At 72.2% G+C, this 19,820-nt stretch carries 19 protein-coding genes; 13 read left to right on the forward strand and 6 right to left on the reverse strand.

What is annotated here, in order from left to right; translation table 11 throughout:
- Nucleotides 1–6: 6 nt before the first annotated feature.
- From asnB to AB0J55_RS21005, 4 genes are all read left to right on the forward strand, one after another.
- Nucleotides 7–1,857, forward strand: coding sequence for an asparagine synthase (glutamine-hydrolyzing) (gene asnB, locus AB0J55_RS20990; RefSeq protein ID WP_364250681.1), 1,851 nt, complete (start codon nucleotides 7–9; stop codon nucleotides 1,855–1,857).
- 13 nt (nucleotides 1,858–1,870) lie between these two features.
- Nucleotides 1,871–3,499 (forward strand): tryptophan 7-halogenase, encoded by a 1,629-nt coding sequence (locus tag AB0J55_RS20995; RefSeq protein WP_364250684.1) that lies wholly within the window; start codon nucleotides 1,871–1,873, stop codon nucleotides 3,497–3,499.
- Nucleotides 3,500–3,529: 30 nt separating this feature from the next.
- The gene (locus AB0J55_RS21000; RefSeq protein ID WP_364250687.1) at nucleotides 3,530–3,937 is read left to right on the forward strand and encodes a PPOX class F420-dependent oxidoreductase; all 408 of its coding nucleotides are present in this window, start codon (nucleotides 3,530–3,532) and stop codon (nucleotides 3,935–3,937) included.
- Between the two features lie 64 nt (nucleotides 3,938–4,001).
- Nucleotides 4,002–4,571: a flavin reductase family protein gene (locus AB0J55_RS21005; RefSeq protein WP_364250690.1), complete on the forward strand. Its 570-nt coding sequence runs from the start codon at nucleotides 4,002–4,004 to the stop codon at nucleotides 4,569–4,571.
- 78 nt (nucleotides 4,572–4,649) lie between these two features.
- On the opposite strand, the gene AB0J55_RS21010 is transcribed toward AB0J55_RS21005, so the two are convergent.
- Together AB0J55_RS21010 and AB0J55_RS21015 are read right to left on the reverse strand one after the other, a co-directional pair.
- The gene (locus AB0J55_RS21010) at nucleotides 4,650–5,726 is read right to left on the reverse strand and encodes a glucose-1-phosphate thymidylyltransferase (protein WP_364250693.1); all 1,077 of its coding nucleotides are present in this window, start codon (nucleotides 5,724–5,726) and stop codon (nucleotides 4,650–4,652) included.
- Nucleotides 5,726–6,346 carry a dTDP-4-dehydrorhamnose 3,5-epimerase family protein gene (locus AB0J55_RS21015; protein WP_364250696.1) on the reverse strand — a complete coding sequence of 207 codons (621 nt, stop codon included), beginning with the start codon at nucleotides 6,344–6,346 and terminating at the stop codon, nucleotides 5,726–5,728. Before AB0J55_RS21015 ends, AB0J55_RS21010 begins: the two co-directional genes overlap by 1 nt.
- Nucleotides 6,347–6,445: 99 nt before the next feature.
- Here AB0J55_RS21015 and AB0J55_RS21020 point away from each other — a divergent pair, with 99 nt between their 5' ends.
- Nucleotides 6,446–7,366, forward strand: coding sequence for an NAD(P)-dependent oxidoreductase (locus AB0J55_RS21020; RefSeq protein ID WP_364250699.1), 921 nt, complete (start codon nucleotides 6,446–6,448; stop codon nucleotides 7,364–7,366).
- A 42-nt stretch (nucleotides 7,367–7,408) separates the two neighbouring features.
- Here AB0J55_RS21020 and AB0J55_RS21025 read toward each other — a convergent pair whose 3' ends face one another.
- From AB0J55_RS21025 to AB0J55_RS21035, 3 genes are all read right to left on the reverse strand, one after another.
- The gene (locus tag AB0J55_RS21025) at nucleotides 7,409–8,662 is read right to left on the reverse strand and encodes a nucleotide disphospho-sugar-binding domain-containing protein (RefSeq protein WP_364250702.1); all 1,254 of its coding nucleotides are present in this window, start codon (nucleotides 8,660–8,662) and stop codon (nucleotides 7,409–7,411) included.
- 75 nt (nucleotides 8,663–8,737) lie between these two features.
- A complete protein-coding gene (locus AB0J55_RS21030) occupies nucleotides 8,738–9,451 on the reverse strand; it encodes a response regulator transcription factor (RefSeq protein ID WP_364250705.1) in 714 nt (237 codons plus the stop codon).
- A 512-nt stretch (nucleotides 9,452–9,963) separates the two neighbouring features.
- On the reverse strand, nucleotides 9,964–10,815 hold the full coding sequence (locus AB0J55_RS21035) for an AfsR/SARP family transcriptional regulator (protein ID WP_364250708.1): 852 nt from the start codon (nucleotides 10,813–10,815) through the stop codon (nucleotides 9,964–9,966).
- Nucleotides 10,816–11,003: 188 nt separating this feature from the next.
- Here AB0J55_RS21035 and AB0J55_RS21040 point away from each other — a divergent pair, with 188 nt between their 5' ends.
- The 7 genes from AB0J55_RS21040 to AB0J55_RS21070 all read left to right on the forward strand — a co-directional run bounded on the left by AB0J55_RS21040 (nucleotide 11,004) and on the right by AB0J55_RS21070 (nucleotide 18,072).
- Nucleotides 11,004–11,447, forward strand: a complete 444-nt coding sequence (locus AB0J55_RS21040; protein WP_364250711.1) for a nuclear transport factor 2 family protein — start codon at nucleotides 11,004–11,006, stop codon at nucleotides 11,445–11,447.
- Between the two features lie 10 nt (nucleotides 11,448–11,457).
- The gene (locus tag AB0J55_RS21045) at nucleotides 11,458–13,092 is read left to right on the forward strand and encodes a class I adenylate-forming enzyme family protein (RefSeq protein WP_364250713.1); all 1,635 of its coding nucleotides are present in this window, start codon (nucleotides 11,458–11,460) and stop codon (nucleotides 13,090–13,092) included.
- Nucleotides 13,089–14,114 (forward strand): methyltransferase, encoded by a 1,026-nt coding sequence (locus AB0J55_RS21050; protein WP_364250716.1) that lies wholly within the window; start codon nucleotides 13,089–13,091, stop codon nucleotides 14,112–14,114. The genes AB0J55_RS21045 and AB0J55_RS21050 overlap by 4 nt, the downstream gene beginning before the upstream one ends.
- Before the next feature lie 78 nt (nucleotides 14,115–14,192).
- Nucleotides 14,193–15,212, forward strand: a complete 1,020-nt coding sequence (locus AB0J55_RS21055; RefSeq protein WP_364250719.1) for a methyltransferase — start codon at nucleotides 14,193–14,195, stop codon at nucleotides 15,210–15,212.
- Entirely contained in the window at nucleotides 15,209–16,231 is a 1,023-nt protein-coding gene (locus tag AB0J55_RS21060) for a class I SAM-dependent methyltransferase (RefSeq protein ID WP_364250722.1), read from the forward strand. Before AB0J55_RS21055 ends, AB0J55_RS21060 begins: the two co-directional genes overlap by 4 nt.
- Nucleotides 16,232–16,249: 18 nt before the next feature.
- A complete protein-coding gene (locus AB0J55_RS21065; protein WP_364250725.1) occupies nucleotides 16,250–17,293 on the forward strand; it encodes an aldo/keto reductase family protein in 1,044 nt (347 codons plus the stop codon).
- Nucleotides 17,294–17,307: 14 nt separating this feature from the next.
- Complete coding sequence (locus AB0J55_RS21070; protein ID WP_364250728.1) at nucleotides 17,308–18,072, forward strand: SRPBCC family protein; 765 nt, start codon at nucleotides 17,308–17,310, stop codon at nucleotides 18,070–18,072.
- A 93-nt stretch (nucleotides 18,073–18,165) separates the two neighbouring features.
- Here the strand turns inward: AB0J55_RS21070 and AB0J55_RS21075 are convergent, their stop codons facing one another.
- Nucleotides 18,166–19,122: a methyltransferase gene (locus AB0J55_RS21075; RefSeq protein WP_364250731.1), complete on the reverse strand. Its 957-nt coding sequence runs from the start codon at nucleotides 19,120–19,122 to the stop codon at nucleotides 18,166–18,168.
- A gap of 28 nt (nucleotides 19,123–19,150) precedes the next feature.
- Between AB0J55_RS21075 and AB0J55_RS21080 the strand changes: the two genes are divergently transcribed.
- Nucleotides 19,151–19,792, forward strand: coding sequence for an XRE family transcriptional regulator (locus AB0J55_RS21080; RefSeq protein ID WP_364250734.1), 642 nt, complete (start codon nucleotides 19,151–19,153; stop codon nucleotides 19,790–19,792).
- The last annotated feature ends 28 nt before the right edge of the window (nucleotides 19,793–19,820 follow it).

Here is a 19,820-nt window from a genome sequence, read left to right on the forward strand (position 1 = left end):
GGAAGAATGTGCGGTATCACCGGCTGGCTCGGCTACGGCCGAGATCTGGGACGCGACGGGACGGCGCGGGAGGCCGTGCGGGCGATGACGACCGCGCTGGCCTGCCGCGGCCCGGACGACGAAGGTCTTTGGCTGGACCGGAACGTGGTTCTGGGCCACCGCAGGCTCGCGGTCATCGACCCGGCAGGCGGCCGTCAGCCGATGGGCGTCGAGGAGGACGGGCGCCTGCTCGCGGTGACCACGTTCTGCGGCGAGATCTACAACTTCGCCGAGTTGCGCCTCGAGCTGATGGCCCACGGGCACCGGTTCCGCACCCGCAGTGACACCGAGGTCCTGCTGCACGCCTACCTGCAGTGGGGGAGCGGTTTCGCCGAGCGGCTGGACGGCATGTTCGCGGCCGGCGTCTGGGACACCAGGACCGAGGAGCTGCTGCTCGTCAGGGACCGGATGGGCGTCAAGCCGCTCTACTACTTCGCCACGCCCGACGGTGTCCTGTTCGGCTCCGAGCCCAAGGCGATCCTGGCGCACCCCTGGGTGCCGCGCCGGGTCGGCGCGGACGGCCTGCGCGAGGTGCTGGACATGGTCAAGACGCCGGAAGCCGCGGTCTACTCGGGAATGCGGGAAGTCCGGCCGGGCCACTTCGTGCGGGTGCGGCGGTCGGGCCTGAGCCGGCACCGCTACTGGGCCCTCGAAGCCAGGGAACACACCGACGACCTCACCACGACCGTGCACACCGTCCGGGACCTGCTCCAGCACGCGGTCGCCCGGCAGCTGGTCTCGGACGTCCCGGTGTGCACGCTGCTTTCGGGTGGCCTGGACTCCTCCGCCGTGACGGCGCTGGCGGCCGGCACCCTGGCGCCGGAGCCGGTGCGCTCGTTCTCCGTCGACTTCGAGGGGGCGGGGGACCGCTTCCGGCCGGACGCGGTCCGGCAGGAGTCCGACGCACCCTTCGCGCGTTCGCTCGCCCGCCATGTGGGCGCGGACCACACCGAAGTGCTCTTGAACACCGGTGAGCTGACCGATCCGGACGTCCGGGCGGCGGTGCTCCGGGCGACCGACCAGCCGCCGGTCTTCTGGGGTGACATGTGGCCTTCGCTCTACCTGCTGTTCCGGGCGGTCCGGCGGCAGTCGACGGTGGTGTTGTCCGGCGAGTCGGCGGACGAGCTCTTCGGCGGGTACCGCTGGTTCCGCAACCCCGCGGCGATCCGCGCGCCGACGTTCCCCTGGCTCACCTCCGGCTCGTCCCGCTACTTCGGCGGTTCGGCGCTGCTGGAGCGGGGCCTGCTGCAGAAGCTCGACCTGCCCCGGCACCGCGACCTGCGGTACCGCGAAGCGCTGGCCGAAGTGCCGTCGCTGCCCGGAGAACCGGCCGGGGAGCGGCGGATGCGCGAGATGACGTACCTCAACCTGACCCGGTTCGTGCAGACCCTGCTGGACCGCAAGGACCGGATGAGCATGGCGGTCGGGCTGGAGGCGCGGGTCCCGTTCTGCGACCACCGGCTCGTGGAGTACGTCTTCAACGTCCCGTGGCGGATGAAGTCGTTCGACGGGCGCGAGAAGAGCCTGCTGCGCGCGGCCGTCGCCGACCTGTTGCCGGATTCGGTGACGGGCCGGGTCAAGACGCCGTACCCGGCGACCCAGGACCCCGGATACGAACTGGCGCTGCGCCGGGAGCTCGCGGACGTTCTCGCGGACCGCAACGCGCCGGTGATCCCGTTGCTGGCCAGGGAGAAGGCGGTGGCGGTGGCGAACGGGACCACCGGCGACGTGAGCCTCCCCTACAGCCGGGGGAGCCTCGAACTCGCGCTGTGGCTCAACCGGTGGCTGGTTTCCCACGGCATCACGCTGGACCTCTGACCGAAGGAGAACCTTGTCGAGCACGCAAGAGCCCCATGACGTGATCATCATCGGCACCGGCCTGTCCGGCACCATCCTCGGCGCCGTCCTGGCCGGGAACGGCTTCCGGGTGCTGCTCCTTGACGGAACCCAGCACCCGCGGTTCGCGGTGGGGGAGTCGACCATCGGGCAGACCCTGTTCATGCTCCGGCTGATCGCCCGGCGCTACGGGGTGCCGGAAATCGGCTACCTGGGCAGTTTCCGCGACACCATCGAGAAGGTCGGCAGCTCGCACGGCCGGAAGAGCAACTTCGGCTTCGTGCTGCATCGCGACGGCGAGGAACCGGACCCTGGCGAGACCACCATGCTGCGGCTGCTGGACGTGGGCAGCGACGCGGCCCACCTGTTCCGGCAGGACAGCGACTCCTACATGTTCCACGTCGCGATCCGCTACGGCTGCGAGGCGCGGCAGAACTTCCTCGTGGAGAAAGTGGACCTCGCCGAGGACGGCGTTTCGGTGGTCGGCCGCGACGGCACTGTCTACAATGCACGGTACCTCGTCGACGCGAGCGGCTTCCGCTCGCCGCTGGCACGCCAGCTCGAGCTGCGCGACGAGCCCGGCCGGCTGAAGCACCACGCCCGGTCGATCTTCACGCACATGGTCGGCGTCCGGCCGATCGACGACGAAGTGTCCTTCTCCCCGCCGTACCGGCCGCCGGTCCGGTTCCACGAAGGCACGCTGCACCACATCTTCGACCGCGGCTGGATGTGGATCATCCCGTTCGACAACCACGAGCGTGCCACGAACCGGTTGTGCAGCGTCGGCATCCAGCTGGACCCGCGCCGCTACCCGGCACGCGACGACCTGCCGGCCGCGGAGGAGTTCTGGACGCACGTGCGGCGGTTCCCGGCGGTGGAACGCCAGCTGGCCGGCGCCCGGAGCGTCCGCGAGTGGACCCGGACCGGCCGGATGCAGTACGCGTCCACCCGGACCGTGGGGCCGCGGTGGTGCCTGATGTCGCACGCGGCGGGCTTCATCGACCCGCTGTTCTCCCGCGGCCTTTCCAACACCTGCGAGATCATCAACACCCTGTCCTGGCGCCTGATGGAGGCCCTGCGCGACGACGACTTCTCGCCGGACCGCTTCGCCTACGTCGAGCGCCTCGAACAGGGGCTGCTGGACTACAACGACAAGCTGGTCGACATGTCGTTCATCTCGTTCGCGAACTTCGACCTGTGGAACGCGGTGTTCCGGATCTGGTCGGCGGCCAGCGTGATCGGGGGGAAGCGGTTCCGCGACGCGCTCGCGCGGACCGTGGAAACCGACGACGACGAACACTGCCGCCGCCTCGACGACCGCCCGTACCCCGGTCTGTGGTGGCCGACGGACTGCTACGCGGAACTGTTCGGCGAAGCGGTCGAGGTGTGCCAGGCCGTGCACGAGGGACGCCTGGCGGCCCAGGACGCCGCCGACGTCCTGATCGCGCGGATCAAGCAGTCCGACTGGATGGTGCCACCGCTGGGCTTCGACCGGCCGGAGGTCCACTTCATCGAGCCCACCATGGCGAAGATGGCCGAGGTCGCCGACTGGGCCGCCCGGCACCCGCGGCCGGAGATCCGCGAGTACCTCGGGGCCGCCCGGCCGGCCGGGTCCGCGCTCTGACGACGTCCACCCAACCGAAAGGAATGATCGATGCCCTTCACGGAGAAGGAAACCGAGTACCTGAAGTCCCAGCACTTCGGCCGGCTGGCGACCATCGGCCGGAACGGCACCCCGCACAACGTGCCCGTCGGCGTGCACCTCAACACCGAGCTGGGCACGATCGACGTCGTCGGCCGCGGGCTGGGGAAGAGCCGGAAGTACCGGGACGTCCAGCTCAACGAAGCGGTGGCGTTCGTGGTGGACGACCTGGCCTCGGTCGACCCGCTCACGCCGCGGGGCATCGAAATCCGGGGGCTCGCGCGGGCGCTGACCGAAGGCGGCCACGACAACGCCATGATCCGGATCGTGCCCACCCGCATCATCTCCTGGGGGATCGAGGGCCACTGGTCGGAAGGACCCGCCGCCCGCGACGTCGCCGTCGAAGCGCCGAGCGCCTGATCGGCTCGCCGGCCGTGCCCCGGGTCTCCCGCGGCACGGCCGGCCACCCACGGAAGGGCAGGTCGTGACCCACGAGCCCGAACAACCGGTCCCCGGCGCGCCGCTGATCGACGAGGGGACCTTCCTGTCGGTGATGAGCTCGTTCCCGAGCGGCGTGACCGTCGTGACGACGCTCGGCGCGGACAGCCGCCCGATCGGCCTCACCTGCACCGCGACGTGCAGCGTGTCCCGGACCCCGCCGATGCTGCTGGTGTGCATCAACCGCGGCAGCCGGGTGCTGCGGGCGATCCTGGAACGCGGCTTCTTCGCGGTGAACTTCCTCCGCAACGACCGGGACGAGGTGGCGTCGAGGTTCGCCGGCCGCCTGCCGGACCGGTTCACCGCGGCGCGCTGGCGCCCCAGTGAGGTGGCCGGGTTGCCCTGGCTGCCGGACGACACCATCGCCTTCGCCGAATGCCGGGTGGCCACGGTGGTCGAGGGGGGCGACCACCTGGTGCTGCTCGGGGTCGTCGTCGGGGGCCGGGCCGAAGGCGGCGCGGCGAGCCCGCTGATGTACTGGCGGAGCACCTACGGCCGGTGGCCGATCGAAGACGACACCGGGGTGGCCGCGGTGACGCTCGCCGCCGAGGGCTGAGACCGCCCGCGAGCGCCGCCGCAGTGCCGTGCCGTCTCCACGGCGGCGTCCTGAGCCGGGGCGGAGAGCGCCGGCGGCTCAGGACGCCGCCGCCACTTCCACCCGGGCGTGGTCGCCGACCAGCAGCCGGTGCCCGGACCGGGCCGCGGCCACCCGGAGGTCCGCGCTCCGGCCGATCAGGGAGTCGCGGATCCCCGGCACGGCGTGGATCTTCGCGTCGGCCAGCACGATGGAGTCGGCGATGTCGGCGCCGGAGATCCGGCAGCCGCCGCCGACCGCGGTGTACGGCCCGATCCGGCTGTCGGTGATCACGGCGCCGGCGCCGATGATCGCCGGACCCGTCAGCCGCGAGCGGATGATCGAGGCGCCACGCTCGACGACGACCGCGCCGCTGATCCGGCTGTGCCGGTCGAGGTAGCCCCCGACGTCGGCGGGCATGCCGTCGAGCAGCGTCCGGTTGCACGCCAGCAGGTCCTCGACGGTGCCGGTGTCCTTCCAGTAGCCGCCGTACTCTTCGGCGACCACGGTCCCGCCGGTGCGCAGCAGATCGACGATCGCGTCGGCGATCTCGAGCTCGCCGCGGCCGCTCGGCCGGATCCGGTGCACCGAAGCGTGGATCCGCGCGGTGAAGAAGTACACCCCGATCAACGCCAGCGCGCTGTTCGGCCGCTGCGGCTTCTCGACGAGGTTGACCACGTTGCCGTCGCCGTCGAACTCCACGACGCCGAACTGACGGGGATCGGCCACCTTGGTCACCAGCACGCCCGCGTCCGGTTTCCGGGCGGCGAACCCGGCGATCGCCCCGGCGATGCCGTCGGGCAGCATGTTGTCCCCGAGGTACAGGACGAAGTCCTCGTCGCCGAGGAACGGCCGCGCGATCGCCACGCAGTGGGCCAGCCCCAGCGGGGCTTCCTGCGGGATGTAGGTCAGCCGCATGCCGAAGGCTTCGCCGTCGCCCAGGGCGGCCCGGATCTGCTCGCCCGAGCGCCCCGTGCTCACCACGATCCCGGCCTCGGTCATCCCGGCCCGCCGGACGTTGTCCAGGCAGTGCACCAGCACCGGCCGGTTGGCCACCGGCATCAGCTGCTTGGGCGTCGAGTGGGTGAACGGCCGCAGCCGGGTCCCGGTGCCGCCTGCCAGTATGAGCGCACGCATCAGCGCAGCCTTCCCGTCGAACGGACGCCGGCCTGCGCGTACCACTCGCGGCATTCGGCGTAGGTGGGCAACAGCCCCCGTGCGGCGGCCTCCCGGACCGTCGGCGCGGCAGCGTCCTTTTCGGACACGGTCGGCTCGCTCGCGGGCTTCCAGGGCAGGCCGACGCCGGGGTCGAACGGATTCAGGTCGATCTGCGTCCCGGGGGCGAACTCCGACGAACACAGGTAGCTGACACAGGTGTCGTCGGTCAACGTCAGGAAGGCGTGCCCCATGCCTTCGGCGATGAAGACGGACTCACCGGACTCCGCGTCGAGCCGGTTCTCGCAGTATTCGCCGAACGCCGGCGAACCCAGCCGGAGGTCGACGACGAAGTCCTGGACGGCTCCTCGCACGCAGCTGACGATCTTCGCCTGGCCGGGCGGGAGCACGACACTGTGGATGCCGCGGATCACGTTCCTCTTGGACACGGAGTTGTTGACCTGGCGGAGGCGGAACTCGCGACCCGTCATCGCGGAAAGGGCGTCGAATTTGAACGACTCGTAGAAGCAGCCGCGCAGGTCGGTCAGTCGCCGGGGAACGATCAGCAGGGTATCCGGTATGGGCAGCCGGAAAATCTCCATGCCGCGGACGCTATGCCCGCCCCTTCGAGCCGGTGTCCAGCGAGGACACCGGAGGACCGGCTGGACCCCTGCTCGACGGAACGGCCGGAAACTTCCGGCATGACCGTGATCGTGTTCGGCGGCACCGGGTTCATCGGGCGGAACGTGTGCGCGGCGCTCGCGGCCCGCGGCCGGGACGTCCTGGCGGTGTCCCGCACCCGGCCGGCCGTCCCCGTGCCCGGCGCGGCTTTCGCGCCGCTGGACCTGGTCCGGGCCGCCCGCGACGAGCTCGCCGGGCTCATCCGGTCGGCCGGCGCCGAGGCCGTGGTGAACGCGGCGGGCGCCTCCTGGCAGGCCCGCACCGAAGAGCTGATGACCGAGGCGCACGTGTCGCTCGTGGCCAACCTGCAGGCGGCGCTGGCGTGCCTCGGCAAACCGCCGCACTTCGTGCAGATCGGCACGGTGCACGAATACGGCGAAGGACGGCGGGGGAGCGCGATCGACGAGAACACCCCTGCGGCGGCGACGACGCTGTACGGTCGCTCGAAGCTGGCCGGCACGAAGCTCCTGCTCGACGCGGCCGGGGACGGCCGGCTCGACTGCCTGGTCATGCGGGTCTCCAACGTCGTCGGCGCCGGCGCGCCCGCCACCAGCCTGCCGGGCCGGGTGGCCGACCTCCTGCGCGAGGCCGCCGTGACCGGCGGACCCGCCGTGCTGGAGTTCGGTTCGCTGGACGCGTACCGCGATTTCGTCGACGCGCGTGACGTGGCGGACGCGGTCGCCACCGCGGTGACGACGCGGACCTGCGGCCTGCTGAACATCGGCAGCGGCCGGGCCGTCCGGGCCCGCGACCTCGTGGAGTGCCTGGTCCGCCTCAGCGGTGTCCCGGCCCGGATCGAGGTGGCCGAGGCGGCCGGGACGGGCCCGGCGGGCTGGCAGCTGATGGACGTCACCCGGGCCCGGCGGTTGCTCGGCTGGGCTCCGCGTCGCAGCCTCGAAGAGGCGTTGCAAGCCCTGTGGGCCGGCCGCCGCGCCGCCTGAGCCGCGCGGGACGTGCGGCTCCGGCGGGGCGGCGATCCGGGCTCAGGCGACCGGCACCTTCTCGGCCAGCCGTTCCAGCTCCGCGGCGACCTCGACCGGCGAGGGCAGGCCCGCGACCTCCTCCTTGATGCGGCCGGCGGCCCGGCGGTAAGCCGGGTCGCTCAGCAGGGCGTCCGCCGTCCGGCGGATTTCCGCCACTCCGGCCGCGCCCTCGGGAATGTCGGTGAGCAGGGTGTTCCGTCCCGCCCCCGCGGCCTCGATGCGCGCCCCGATGAGCGCGTTGTGCGGGTGGTTGGTGATGGTGTACTGCGGTACGCCGCAGGCGGCCGACGCGATGGAGGTGCCGGGGCCGGCGTGGTGGATCACCAGGCCGCACGACGGCAGGATCAGGTTCAGGGGCACCGAAACCGCGAACCGGGCGTTGTCCGGTGTCTCGCCGAGCAGTCCCCGCAGCCGCGGGCTCAGCGCGACGACGACCTCGACGTCGAGCGCCGACAACGCTTCCAGCGTCTGCCGTACCCGGTCGACCATCCCCGCGCCCTCCCACTCGACGAGGGTGCCGCCCCAGGTCACGCAGACCCGCGGTCGCGTGGCCGGCCGGTCGGCCCAGCCCGGCACCTCGCCCGGTCCGTTGTACGGGATGTGGCGCATGGGCAGGCACCGCTCGTCCCCGGGGTAGGGGTACTGCAGGGCAGGCGGACACGGATCGATCCAGGCCGCGGGCCGGGCCGCCGGCTCGACCCCGGACTTCTCGAACAGCCGCACGTAGGCGGGGGCGAGTTCCGGGCCGTACGTGGTCTCCAGCCGGTGCAGGCCGGGGATGCCGATGAGGTACCGCGCGGCCGGAACGCCGGCGACGCGGGCGGCGACCGCGCCGGCGAACTGGGTGGCGTCGTGGATGATCAGGTCGGGGGACCAGGCCCGGCCGAAGGCCAGCAGATCGTCCAGCTGGGCCTCGGCGATCGCCGCCGACATCAGCGTGATCTCCTCGAAGTACCGGCGGTGCGGCAGGCCCAGCGAAACCGGCTCCCGGGCCCAGTCGGCGGGCCACCGGACGTGGTCGTCCCGGAGCCCCTCCGGTGGCCGGAAGCCGATCCCGGCGCGGCGCACCATCTCCGCCGGGCCCCCCGCGGGGCCGACCGGGACCACGGGAAGTCCCGCGGCGAGCACGGTCTCGGCCAGCGCCGGGGCCGCGGCCACCCGGACTTCGTGCCCGGCGAGGCGGCAGGCCCAGGCCAGCGGGACGATGGTGTAGAACACCGGCTGCTTGGGGAACACTGTGATCAGGATGCGCATGCGAATCCTCCGGTAGCCACTGCTGTCGCGGCCCACGCTCGGTCACGGGCGTCGAGCGCCCGTCGTGCCGCGTGGTCACGCCAGGAAGCGCTCGGAGTCCGAATGCACCGGATGCCCGTTCGCCCGGACGTCCGACGGGCGGCCGCCCGGCTGGAACGCCGGGATGACCGAAGCCGCCACGGCCTTGTTGACGGCGTCCACCCGGGAAACCGCGCGCAGCTTCGTGAAGATGTTCCCCAGGTGGCGTTTCACGGTGCCGTCGGCGATGGACAGCCGGGCGGCGATCTGGGCGTTGCTCAGCCCTTCCGAAACGAGCAGCAGGATTTCCCGCTCCCGCCGGGAGATCCCGTCCGCGGCGGACCGGCCGATGTGCACCAGCGCGTCGCGGGAGACGACCAGCACGATCCGGTCGCCCTGGGCGCACACGCTCCTGATGGCCGACACGAGCTCGTTGCGGGTCACGTTCTTGAGCAGGTAACCCCGGATTCCCTGGGCCAGCAGGGTGCGGATGAGCCACGGGTCGTCCGTCGGGGCCAGGACGAGAACCCGGGACAGCGGGGTGGTCTCCAGGAGCTCGCGGATCAGGTCGGGGTCGTGCTCGGTCAGCGTGGAATCCAGGAGGACGACGTCCGGCTGCGTGTCGGCGGCCAGGGACAGCGCGGCCCGGCTGTCACCCGTGTCGCCGACCACGGACAGATCGGGCTCGGCCCCCAGCATCTCTTTCAACGCGTCACGGAACAGGACCTGGCCGTCCACGAGGAGGACACTGACCGTGTCTCCGGTTGTCATCGGGCTACCACCGGGGCCGCCCGCCAGTCGATTTTGGGCACCGCTCACACCTTCCCCCAGGTACGTCCCTCGCCCGGCCCTGACGGACGCAGAACGCCCAACTCCGGGGCCGGCAGGGGAAAACATCCGGATCCGCGCACCGACCGGGCCACCGCGGGACCGTCCGCCCCGGCGAGCCGGTGGCGTGGCCGCGTGCTCTGTTCGCCGGCCCGGGGTGGCGCGACCTGCGCCCGGTCCCTCACCGGGCACGGATCTCCACGACGAGCGACACCATTGCCACGCTCGGTTTGCGGAATGGTGCGGCTTGCGTTCGGATATCGGATCGACCGCCAGCTCCAGGCCGGGCGAGGGTGGTCGGCCGACGTCCTCCCCTCTGCTGCATATCCCTCCACCATACACTCGTCACCTCGGAGCCGGTGACTTTCGTTGTGCGGTACGCGCTCCGCGCCCGCGCGGGCGCCCGCCACCCGGACACGCCGTCCGGGCAGCGGGAGCCCACCGTGGTTGCTGTCTCACAGCGGCTGCAGCAGCCGCACCGGTTCGGCGTCGGCCGCGAGCACGTCCTGGTGAACCCGCTGCAGTTCAACGGAAGGCTCCAGGCCGAGCTCCGTGTTCATCAGCAGCCGCAGTTCCCGGTACGCGCGCAGGGCCTCACCCCGGCGGCCGGACCGGCTGAGCGCCGTGATCAGCTGGGCGTGCAGCCATTCGTTCAGCGAATGCTCCTTGATCAGCGACCTGAGCTCGGCGATCAGTTCCCGGTGGTGCCCCAGCCGCATTTCCGCCGACACGCGCAACTCCAGTGCGTCGATGCGCATTTCCTCCAGGTGCGCGGTGTAACTTTCCAGCAGCGGGCCGCACGACATGTTGGACAGTGCGGGCCCCGACCACAGGTCCTCCGCCTTGCGGAGAACGTGGACGGCGGTCTCGGTCCGGCCGGTCTCGATCAGTGCCCGTCCCTGCCGGACCAGCCCGTCGAACATCCGCACATCGATTTCCGAATCGGGGACTTCCAGCACATAACCCGGTGCCCGGGTGACCAGGATTTCGCCGCCGGAATTCATGCCCAGCTCGTCGAACAGCTTCCGGAGCTGGTAGATGTAGGTCTGGGTGGTCGTCCAGGCCGTGCGGGGCTGGCGGTCGTGCCACAGTTCCTCGATGATGGAATCGATGCCGACCACCCGGTTTGAACGGGAAACCAGAATCGCCAGCACCTGCCGAACCTTGTGTGCGGTCGGCGTGTACCGGACGTTTCCCTTTGTCAGTTCGAGCGGGCCAAGTAGTCTGAACACGGTTTTTCGGGCCTCCCCCGGTGATTGCGTACCTGAATTCCGCCACTCGACGAGTGTTGGAATGATGCCCACCATCGAAACTAGATGGATTGTCTATCTTGCGACAAGTGGCACATCACCTAGCTACCAGGTCGGCTGCGACCGGCACACGGGGACTGCCTCTTTCGGCGTACAACCGCCGCCCGCGGGGCTCGAGGCCGGCTCCAAGCCGCTGGGCCAGTCTGCGGTCAAGAGATCCCTCAGGCGTCGACGGGGAGCACCGAATGACGACCACACGACCCAGCGTCACCGACGAACGGCTCCACCACGAGGTCGAACGATTCTATGCACGCCAGATGCAGCTGCTGGACAGCGGGGCGGCCCGGGAGTGGGCGGCCACGTTCACCGAGGACGGTGTCTTCACCGCCAACGCGCACCCGGAGCCGCAGCGGGGAAGAGCGGCGATCGAGGCGGGCGCGCTGGACGCGATCAGCCGGCTCGAGGCCCAAGCGGTGCAGCGCAGGCACTGGCTCGGCATGCTGACGGTCGACCACGGGGCCGACGGGACCTTCGTCGCCCGGACCTACGCCCTGGTGATCGAGACGCCGGAACACGGCCGGGCCGCGGTCCGGCTGAGCTGCACCTGCCGGGACGTGCTCGTCCGCCGGGACGGTGCGCTCCTGGTGCGGCACCGGCAGGTCCACCGCGACGATCTCCCGGCGGCGTGAAGGGGATCCGATGGCGACCGCCGAAACCTCGCGGGGCGACAGCACCGCGGCCGGCCCACCGCTGGCCGTGCTCGACCGGCTGCTGCCCGGACCGCTCGTCGACGACATCCTGGACCGGGCGGCCGGAACCGCCCCGGACCGCTGTGCGCTCCGCGCGGCCGACGCGGAACTGACCTTCGCCCGGCTGGCGGCCCGGTCCGCCGCCTGTGCCGCCGGCCTGCGTGCCGCCGTCGGCGGCCCCGGCCGGATGATCGCGATCGCCACCGAGCTGTCGCCGTCCTTCGCGATCGCCTTCTTCGGGGTGTGCCGGTCGGGCAACATCCCGGTGCTGGTCAACCCGCTGCTGCGCGAAGACGGTCTCGCGCACACCCTGGGGGTCTCCGGGGCGATCGCGGCGATCGTGCCGCCGGACCAGTACGCCCGGCTCGCTGCGGTCCGGAGCCGGTTGCCGGAACTCCGTCACGTCATCCTGACCGGGACGGCGGACGGCGTGGGGCTGCCGGTGCTGGCCGACCTGTCCCGCGACGGCTCCGCGCCCCCGGCACGGCGTCCGGCGCAGCCGGACGACGTCGCCTGCGTGCAGTTCACCAGCGGCAGCACGGGGCCGCCCAAGGCGGTGCTGCTCAGCCACCGCAACCTCACCGTGAACGCCGCGCAGACCGCGCACGCGCACCGGCTGTCCGCGTCGTCGGTGCTGTTCAACCACCTGCCGACCTTCCACCTGATGCACCTCACGATCGGGCTCACCTCGACCGCCACCCACGTGCTGTGGCCGCAGGAGGGCGTCACCGCGGCGGTGGAGGCGGCGGCGGCCAACCGGGCGACGCACTTCTACAGCCTTCCCGTCCGGCTGTCGAAGCTGGCCGCCGAACCCGCGCTGCCGACGCTCGAAGTGCCGTCTCTGCGGGCGTTCCTTTCCGGCGGTTCGGCGCTCCCGCCGTCGACGGTCAGCGCGCTCACCCGCCAGTTCGGCGTGCCGGTGGCGCAGGGTTACGGCCTGCAGGAGACCGCACCGTCCACCCACTTCGACGACCTCGACCGGCCGAAGGCGGGCTCGTCCGGCCCGCCGGTCGCGGGCACCGAGTGCCGGATCGTCGACGTGGACACCGGTGCGGTGCTGCCGGCCGCGGCCAAGGGCGAGATCCAGGTCCGCGGCCCCCAGCTGATGCTGGGCTACCTCGGCCGGGACCGGGCGGACGACGTCGGGCCCGGTGGCTGGTTCTCCACCGGGGACATCGGCCGCGTGGACGAGGACGGCGTGCTCTTCGTGGTCGACCGGATCAAGGACGTCTTCAAGTGCGACAACTGGCTGGTGTCGCCGGCGGAGGTGGAACGGGTCCTGCGCGGCCACCCCGGCGTCCGCGACTGCGCCGTCTTCGACTACCCGGACGAACTGAGCGGCGCGGTCGCGTACGGCCTGGTCGTGCCGGCGGACGAGCGGGTGACGGCGGCCGAGCTGACGGCTTTCGCCGCCGCCCGCACGCCCTATTACGAACATCTGCGGTTCCTCGAACTGGTCGACCGGATCCCCTTGTCCTCCACGGGCAAGGTGAGCCGCCGGGCGCTGCGCGAAGCGGCGTGCGCGCGGCGGGGAACACCCACACCGAGCGGTTCCGACATCGGCAGGAGACCGAGCCTTCCATGACGAACACAGATCTCACCCTCCCCGAAGCCGTCGTGCGTGTCCGGGAGCTGATGCTCAGCGCCGCGTACGCCGCGGCCCTGCGCGCCGCGGTCAAGCTCGGGCTCCCCGACGCGATCGGCGGCGAACCCGTGGCACCGGCCGCACTGGCCGCGGCGGTGGGCGCCGACGCCGGCGCCCTGCACCGGCTGGTCCGCGCCCTGGCCGCGTTCGGCGTCTTCACCATCGACAGCGAAGGGTGCTACCGGCACACGGAGTTGTCACGCTTGCTCCGCGAAGACGCGCCGCACAGCGTGAAGTACAACGTGCTGTGGAGCACCGAACCGTGGACGTGGGACGTCTGGCCACGGCTGGACGACGCGGTGCGCACCGGCGGATCCGTGTTCGGCTCCTTGCACGGAACGGAGTTCTTCGACTACCTCCACCGCGAAGCACCCGAGTCCGCCGAGGTGTTCGACCGGGCGATGACCCAGTCCAGCCGCCTGTCCGCGCACGCGGTCGCGGAGGCGCTGGACCTGACCTCGGTGGCGACGGTCGCCGACATCGCGGGCGGTCAGGGCCTGGTGCTCGCCACGCTGCTGGAACGCCACCCGGAGCTCCACGGCGTCCTCCTGGACCTGCCCGGCGTCCTGGCCGGTGCCGACGCCCGGCTGCGCGAAGGGGGTTCGCTCGCCGGCCGGGCGCGGCTGGTGCCCGGCGACTGCCGGGCGGCGATCCCGGTGCGGGCCGACGTCTACCTGCTCAAGAACATCCTGGAGTGGGACGACGAAAGCACGTTGCGCACGCTGCGCAACGTCATCGCGGCCGCGGGCCCGGGCGCGCGCGTCGTGGTGATCGAGAACCTCGTCGACGACAGCCCCGAGATGAGCTTCACGACCGCGATGGACCTGTTGCTGCTGCTCAACGTCGGGGGCCGGAAGCAAACGAAGGACGAGCTGGTCGCCTTGGTGCAGCAGGCCGGACTGCGCGTCGAAGCGGTGCGGGCGGTCAATTCCTACCTCCACATGGTGGAGTGCGTGGTCTGACTCGAAGGGCGCACGAAGGTCGTCGGCCAGCATTTCCGGAGACCCAGACCAGCACGGACGAAACCTGTGAGGGGCCCGATGAGCACTATCGACCAGGCGGTGGACGCGCCGGCCGTCCTGCGGCTCAGCAGCGCGTTCGCCACTTCGCGAATCCTGCACAGCGCGGTCGAGCTCGGCGTTTTCGAGTTCCTCGACGGCGGGCCGGCATCGGGGGAGGAGGTCCGCCGGGAACTGGGCCTGCACCCCCGGCTGGTCCGCGACTTCCTCGAGTCGCTGCGCGCGCTCGGGTTGCTCGAACGCGGCGGCGAGGAGTACCGGAACACCGCCGTCACCACCGCGTTCCTGGTGGCGGGGCGGCAGGGTTACCTCGGTGGCCGGATCAGGACGGCCGCCACCCGGCACTACCCGGCGTGGGGCCGGCTGAGCGAGGCGCTCCGCGAAGGCGGCCTCGAACACACCGCGGGCCCGGCGGTTTTCGAGCGCCTCTACGCCGACCCCGCCAGGGCCCGCGCCTTCCTGGAGCACATGGACGCCAACAACGCACTGGTGGCACCCCAGCTGGCGGAGCACGTCGACTGGTCGGAGTTCCGCAGCTTCGTCGACCTCGGCGGTGCGCGCGGGAACATCGCCGCGCATCTCGTCACGGCCCACCCGCAGCTGCACGGCGGGGTGTTCGAGCTGCCCCCGGTCCGGCCCCTGTTCGACGAACTCATGGCGGAGCTCGGCACCGAGTCCAAAGTGGATTTCCACCCCGGCGACTTCTTCACCGACCCGCTGCCCTCGGCCGACGTGCTGATCCTGGGGCACGTGCTGCACGACTGGTCCGCCGGGCAGCGGGCGGAAATCGTCGGGCGGGTGCACGCCGCGCTGCCGCCCGGCGGCGTGATGATCGTCTACGACCAGATGCTCGACGACGAGGACCCGGACCTGCCGAGCCTGATCGGCAGCCTGAACGTGGCCCTGATGACGCCCGGCGGATCGGAGTACACCGTGAGCGAGGGCCGGGTACTGGCCGAGAAGGCCGGCTTCACGGTCACCCGGATCACCCGGCTGCCCCGGGGGAACGACACGGTGCTGGTCGCGAGGAAGGCGCGATGAGCGTGCCCGGCGAGCCGTGGACGAAGGAAACGCTCCTCGAAACCCTGCAGGCGTTCAAGCGGACCAGCCTGCTGAAGGCGGCGATCGAACTCCGGGTGTTCGACGTGCTGGCCGACGGGCCCCGGGACGCCGGCGAGGTTTCCGCGCTCATCGGCGCCCCGGAGCGCGCCACCGCGGTGTTCCTCGGCGCGCTCGCCGCCGCGGGCATCGTGGACTCGGACGGCGCGAAGTTCTCGCTGGCCGAGGGGAGCGGGCCGCTGCTGGTGACCGGCAGCCCGCAGTACGGCGGCGGTGCCGCGCGGCTGGTCGCGAGTGACGGGGAATGGGACGCGCTGCGGGACCTGGCCGCCGTCGTGCGCGCCGGCGGGTCCGGCGTCGACGCGGCGACTCCGGATTTCCCGTACTGGCGGGATTTCGCGGCGCAGCCGACGTTCGTGGCGCGCAAGGCCGCGGCGGTGTTCGCCGAGGCCGTCGAGCCGTGGCTGCGGGACCGCCCGCGGCCGAGCGTGCTCGACGTCGGCTGCGGGCACGCGTTGCCCAGCCTGACGCTCGCCCAGCGCGTCCCGGCGCTGCGCCTCACCGCGCTCGACGGGGCGGACGTGCTGGAACACGCCCGGGAGAACGCGGACCGGATGGGGGTCGCCGACCGGGTGACCTGGCTGCCGGGGGACGCCTTCACCGCGTCCCCCGGCGGGACGTTCGACCTGGTGCTCCTGGCGAACTTCCTCCCGTTGCTGTCCGAGGAGCGCGGCACGGAACTGCTGCGCCGGCTGGCGGGCCGGGTCGCTCCGGGCGGCCGGATCGCCGTCCTCGGGTTCACCGTCAACGACCGCCCGCCGGCCGAAGAACACGCGTCGCACATGCTCTCCTTGCTGATGCTGGCCTGGACACGCGGAGGTCGGGCGCACTCCGCCGGCACCTACCGCCGGATGTTCGCCGCGACCGGCTTCGGTGCGGTCACCACGCATGCGGTGCCCGGCGTTCCCGCGCACCTGCTCATCGCCGGGCGACCCGGCTGAAGGGACGAGGAGCCTCCGATGGAATACGTCTCCGCCGGGGCCAGCGGGCTCATGGTGAGCCGCCTGGTGTTCGGCAACGCGTTGACGCACGGCGACCAGATCGACGACGAGACCGCGCGTGACTGCGTGCACACCGCGCTGGATCTGGGCATCACCACCTTCGACACCGCGGACGTGTACGCCGACGGGCGGGCCGAGGAAGTCCTCGGCCGGATCCTGGGCGGCCGGCTGCGGAGCGAACTCGTGCTCTGTTCGAAGGTGGGCCGGTCGAAGCGGCCGGACCCGAACGCGGGACGGCTTTCCCGCAAGCACATCTTCGACTCCGTCCACGGCTCGCTGCGCCGGCTCGGCACCGGCTACCTCGATCTGTACCAGGCCCATCGCTTCGACGACCGGACTCCGCTCGAGGAGACGCTGCGGGCGTTCGCGGACCTCGTGCGCGGCGGTGAGATCCGCTATGTCGGGGTGTCGGAGTGGTCGGCGGCGCAGCTCCGGGCGGCGGCGGGGCCGGCGCGGGACCTCGGTGTCCCGCTGGTGTCGAACCAGCCCCAGTACTCGATCCTCTGGCGGGTCATCGAGGCGGAGGTCATCCCCGCGTGCGACGAACTCGGGATCGGCCAGCTGGTCTGGTCCCCGCTCGCGGGTGGGGTGCTGACCGGGAAGTACCGGCCGGGCGGCCCGCTGCCGCCGGACAGCCGGGCCGCCACCCGCGGCGGCGCGCGCTCGATCGGCCGCTGGCACTACCTCGGGGAAGACGTCCTCGACGTCGTCGGGCGGCTGGCCCCGCTGGCCGAAAGCGCGGGCCTGTCCCTGGCCCAGCTCGCTCTCGCGTGGGTGCTGAAGAACCCGTCCGTGACGTCCGCGATCGTCGGCGCGTCACGGCCGGCGCAGCTGCGCGAAAACCTCAAGGCCCTCGACACCGTGCTCGACGACGACCTGTACGCGCGGGTCAACGAGACAGCGGATCCGGTGGTCCGCCGCGACCCGGCCCTGACCGAGGACCCGCTCGGCCCGGCGCCGGCCCGGTCCGGCGCGCCGGCCGCCGCGTCCGCGGCCCGATGACCCGGGAGCCCGCTATGACCGAGCTGACCCACCGAACGACCGGACCCGGCCGCGCCCGGGACTGCTACGACCTCGTCGCCGACGTCGTAGCGGCGCCGCAGCACTTCCCGACGCACCTGCACGCGGAGATCCTGCGCCACGACGGCGGCCGTGACCTCGTCGAGCGCTGGGTGCTGGACCAGGGTTCGGTGCGCGGCTGGCGGTTCTGGCGCGAGCTGGACGAGCCCGGGCTGCGCATCGTGTTCGAGCACCACGAGCCGCGCCCGCCCCTGCTGCGGATGCGCGGTGTCTGGACCTTCCGCGAGCAGGGCCCGGACACCCTGATCGAGGTCCGGCATGCCTTCGCCCTCGCCGACGGCGACGCGACCGCGCGGTTCGCGGCGGATCTCGACCGCAAGGTGCCGCTGCAGCTGGCCCACATCGCCGGCCTGGCCGGCGACCTCGGGCACCGGCGGCGTCGCACGGTCCGCCGCGAGGAGGCACAGGTCGTGCCGGGCACGTGTGAGTCGGTCTACGAACGCATCGTCGCGGACGAGGCCGACGACGGCACCTCGGCGCGGGTGCACCTGCCGCCGCACGGGATCGTGGCCAAGCAGCACAGCGGCCTGGCCCCGGACATCGAGGCACTGACCGGCGAGTACCGGCTCGCCGAGGACCCGGGCGGGGTGCGGGTCACCATCCGCCGGACCGCGACTGCGACGACGGTGGCCGCGGTGGCGTCCGTGGGTGAGCGGCTCGAGGAGGATCTCCGGCGCCGGTTCGCCGCGTTGGCCCGGTGATCGCGGCGGCCGGTGGCAGCGGTCGCGTCCGCGGGCGGGCGCCAGCGAGGAGGACCTCCGGCGGCCGGGTGATCGCCGCCCCTGCTCCGGCGGTCAAGCCACCGCGAACTCCAGGGCCGTCCGCCCGTCGGACACCGCGGCCGTCCCGCGCAGCACCAGGCCGCAGCTTGCCGCCAGCGTCTCCAGCTCGGTGGCCGTCCGCTCCCGGCCGCCGAAACACATCAGCAGGAACAAGTCCATCGCGGTGCCGGCGGCCTGGTGCAGGGCCTCGATCACCACCACCGCCCCCGCCGGCGCGGCGGCCTCGCGGCAGCCCGCCAGGATGCGGCGGGCGTGGTCGTCGTCCCAGTCGTGCAGGATGTCCGACAGCACGTACGCGTCGGCGCCCGGTGGCAGCGGGTCGAAGAAGCTGCCCGCCACCGCGCTCGCCCGGTCGCCGAACCCGGCCGCCGCGAACCGGGCGGCCGCCGCCGTCGCCGAAGGAGCCAGGTCGAGCAGCTCACCGCGGACCGCGGGATGCGCGCGCAGGATCTCCGCCAGCAGCACGCCGTCGCCCCCGCCGACGTCGACGATCCGGCCGAACCGGTCCCAGCCGAAGCGCGCGGCGATCTGCGGCGCCTGGACGCGGTACCGCCAGTTCATCTGCGCGTCGAACGACCGCCGCAGCCGTGGCTCGGCGTCGATGTCCGCCCAGAAGCCGCGGCCGTAGCGGCGTTCGTACGCCGGCTCGCCGGTGGTGATCGTGCCCAGCAGTTCGACGAACGCCAGGTCGGCGCGCCCGCCCGCGCGGTGGATGTCCAGCAGGACCCGGGCGCCCTCCGTGCGCAGCTGCGCGCCGAGGTCCGTGGGCCGGTAGCGACCGGACTCGACCGCGAAGACCCCGGCCGTCACCAGGTGGTCGAGCAGGCAGGACAGGGCTGCGGGCGAGGTGCCGGTGGCGGACGCGAGCTCGGCGGCCGTGCCCTCGTGTTCGGCGAGACCGAGGGTCGCCGCCACCCGGATGGCCATGGGCGTCGCCAGATCGGCCATGGCGAGGATCGACTGGTCCACCCGCCCAGCCTAGCCACCGCGTGGCATCATGACGCGCGATCGGCAAACCGAACGAAAGGGGCCGCCGGTGGACGCTTTACCGAACGAGTCGATCCGCGACATGCTGGCGGTCAACCTCCGCGCCGCCCGGTCGGCGCGCGGCTTGTCGCTGTCGGAGCTGTCCCGGCGCTCGGGTATCGGCAAGGCGACGCTGTCGCAGCTCGAAGGCGGCACCGGCAACCCGACCATCGAGACCGTGTTCAGCCTGTCCCGGGTCCTCGAGGTGGCGATCTCCGACCTGCTCGACCACCGGCCGCGCGGCGGGCTGACCGTCGTCAGGGGCGCCGACGTCGAGGTCCTCCGCGGCGAAGGCGTCGACCTGCGGCCGCTGCGCCGCATCGAAGGCGAGAACAGCGTCTTCGAGGTGTACGACCAGGTGGTCCGCGGGGACGCGCCGCAGCGGTCGCAGGGGCACGTCGGTGTCGAGCACACCGTGGTCCAGACGGGGCAGCTGCGTGTGGACGTCGCCGGCCGGACCGTCGACCTCGGGCCCGGGGACTACGTCGCGTTCGACGCCCGCGAGCCGCACAGCTACACCGCGCTCACCGCTCCCGTGCACTCGGTGCTGCTGCTGCAGTACCGCGCGGACGAACGGCTCGACGGCCGGCCGCACCCCGTCCTGCCGGATTGACACCTGTCCCGGCCGAGACCTATCGTTC

The sequence above is a fragment of the Amycolatopsis sp. NPDC049688 genome (assembly GCF_040674975.1).
In the GTDB taxonomy this organism is placed as follows: Bacteria; Actinomycetota; Actinomycetes; order Mycobacteriales; family Pseudonocardiaceae; genus Amycolatopsis.

Coding starts and splice junctions, on each gene's coding strand:
- asnB (WP_364250681.1), top strand. CDS start 7: ATGTGCGGTATCACCGGCTGGCTCGGCTACGGCCGAGATCTGGGACGC.
- AB0J55_RS21000 (WP_364250687.1), top strand. CDS start 3,530: ATGCCCTTCACGGAGAAGGAAACCGAGTACCTGAAGTCCCAGCACTTC.
- AB0J55_RS21010 (WP_364250693.1), bottom strand. CDS start 5,726: ATGCGTGCGCTCATACTGGCAGGCGGCACCGGGACCCGGCTGCGGCCG.
- AB0J55_RS21015 (WP_364250696.1), bottom strand. CDS start 6,346: ATGGAGATTTTCCGGCTGCCCATACCGGATACCCTGCTGATCGTTCCC.
- AB0J55_RS21020 (WP_364250699.1), top strand. CDS start 6,446: ATGACCGTGATCGTGTTCGGCGGCACCGGGTTCATCGGGCGGAACGTG.
- AB0J55_RS21025 (WP_364250702.1), bottom strand. CDS start 8,662: ATGCGCATCCTGATCACAGTGTTCCCCAAGCAGCCGGTGTTCTACACC.
- AB0J55_RS21030 (WP_364250705.1), bottom strand. CDS start 9,451: ATGACAACCGGAGACACGGTCAGTGTCCTCCTCGTGGACGGCCAGGTC.
- AB0J55_RS21035 (WP_364250708.1), bottom strand. CDS start 10,815: ATGGTGGGCATCATTCCAACACTCGTCGAGTGGCGGAATTCAGGTACG.
- AB0J55_RS21040 (WP_364250711.1), top strand. CDS start 11,004: ATGACGACCACACGACCCAGCGTCACCGACGAACGGCTCCACCACGAG.
- AB0J55_RS21045 (WP_364250713.1), top strand. CDS start 11,458: ATGGCGACCGCCGAAACCTCGCGGGGCGACAGCACCGCGGCCGGCCCA.
- AB0J55_RS21050 (WP_364250716.1), top strand. CDS start 13,089: ATGACGAACACAGATCTCACCCTCCCCGAAGCCGTCGTGCGTGTCCGG.
- AB0J55_RS21055 (WP_364250719.1), top strand. CDS start 14,193: ATGAGCACTATCGACCAGGCGGTGGACGCGCCGGCCGTCCTGCGGCTC.
- AB0J55_RS21060 (WP_364250722.1), top strand. CDS start 15,209: ATGAGCGTGCCCGGCGAGCCGTGGACGAAGGAAACGCTCCTCGAAACC.
- AB0J55_RS21065 (WP_364250725.1), top strand. CDS start 16,250: ATGGAATACGTCTCCGCCGGGGCCAGCGGGCTCATGGTGAGCCGCCTG.
- AB0J55_RS21070 (WP_364250728.1), top strand. CDS start 17,308: ATGACCGAGCTGACCCACCGAACGACCGGACCCGGCCGCGCCCGGGAC.
- AB0J55_RS21080 (WP_364250734.1), top strand. CDS start 19,151: ATGACGCGCGATCGGCAAACCGAACGAAAGGGGCCGCCGGTGGACGCT.